This window comes from Actinomadura verrucosospora, assembly GCF_039540335.1.
GTDB classification, from domain to species: Bacteria; Actinomycetota; Actinomycetes; order Streptosporangiales; family Streptosporangiaceae; genus Spirillospora; species Spirillospora verrucosospora.
Map to the genome: position 1 here is coordinate 1 of NZ_BAABEV010000102.1, position 1,575 is coordinate 1,575.

Annotated in this window: 1 protein-coding gene; it reads right to left on the bottom strand. The window is 81.7% G+C overall.

The features are described from left to right. Nucleotides 1-1,575, bottom strand: a 1,575-nt coding sequence (locus ABD944_RS42100; protein ID WP_486303779.1) for a coiled-coil domain-containing protein, incomplete at both ends; no start/stop codon positions are given.

The window sequence follows — 1,575 nt, forward strand, 5'->3', positions numbered from 1 at the left end:
AGGGCGGGCCGGACGGGCGCGGGCGCGGCGGCGGCCGCGACCAGCTCCGGATCGCCGAGCAGGGCGCGGACCTCCGCCTCCTCGTCGTCGAGCCTGCGGATCCGGTCGCGCAGGTCGCCCTGTTCCTCGTCCGGCAGCGCGGCTTCGAGGACCTCCTCCGGCGTCCGGAACCCCTGCTCCTCGGCCTCCTGCGCGGCCTTGGCGCGGGCGGCGGCCAGCTCCTCGCCGGCGCGCGCGTACGCGCGGGCCGCCTCGACCGCCGCGGCGATCCGGTCGGCCTCCCCGGCGAGCCTGGCGATGCGGGCCTCCAGCGTCGGGTCGCCGCCGCGCGCCTCGTCGAGCTCGGCGGACAGGCGGGCCCGCTCGGCGGCCAGCTCCCGGTCGTGGGTGCGGTTCTCGGTGAGGGCGCGGCCGGTCTCCTCCTGCGCGGAGCGGACCCGGTCGAGCTCCCGCTCGTCCCGGTGGAGCGCCGCCTCCAGCCGCTCGGCCTCCGCGGCGCGGGCCTCCGCGGCCGCCAGCGCCGCGTCCGCCTCGGCGAGCTCGGCGGCGAGGGCGTCGGGGTCGGCCTCTCCGGCGATCTCCCGCAGCTCGTCGCGCGCGGTGCGCAGCTCCCCGGCCGCCGTCGCGGTGCGCTCCCGGGCGTCCTGGGCCTCGTCGGCCTCGGCCTGCGCCCGCTCCACCTGCTCCTCGGTCGGGATCAGGGCGAGCGAGGTGACCGGGTCCGGGTGCTCGGTGGAGCCGCAGACCCGGCAGGGCTCGCCGTCGGCCAGCTCCTCGGCGAGGACGGCGGCCATGCCGTCCAGCCGCGCCTGCCGGAGGTCGAGGACGCGCTGCCGGGCGTCCTGGGCGGCGTCGACCGCCGTCCGGTACGCGGCCTCCGCCTCGGCGAGCCGGTGCTCTACCTCGTCGCGGCGCCGCGCCGCGTCGAGGCGGCGCCCGGCGTCGCGGACGGCGGCCGCGGCGCCGGAGCGTCCGGCGGCGGCGATCCTGACCTCGTCCAGCTCGGCGCGGCCCTCCTCGACGCGCGCGAGCAGATCGGCGAGCGCGGCGCGGTTCCGCGCGTCCTCCGGCTCCAGCCGCCGCAGCTCCGCGGCCAGCGCCTCCCGCTCGCGGTCGACCTGCCGGAGCCGGGCGGCGGCGGCCCTGCGGCCCTCCAGCGCCGCGACCTCGTCGCGGCGGTCGCGTTCGGCCTCGGCGAGGACGGCCCGGGGCGCCCGCGGCGGGAGCAGCGCGGCGGCCCCGGACCGGGACTCCTCGGCCCAGCGGCGGGCGCGGCTCGCCTCCTCGTACCGGGCCTGGACGTCCCTGACCAGCGGGACGACCCGGTCGGCGCGGGCGGCGGCGTCGAGCCGCGAGGCCAGCCCCGACTTCTCCTCGGCGCGCTCGGCCAGCGCGTCGCGCCTGGCGAGCGCCTCGGCGTGGCGGCGCCGCCGGTCGGCGAGCGCCCGCGCCTCCTCCAGCTCCTCGCGCGCGGCGCGCAGCGTCGCCGCCACGCCCGCCCGCAGCTCCTCGACGGCGGCGCGGGCGGCGTCGTGGCCGCCAGCCAGCTCGGCGGCCCACGCGGTCAGCGCCTCC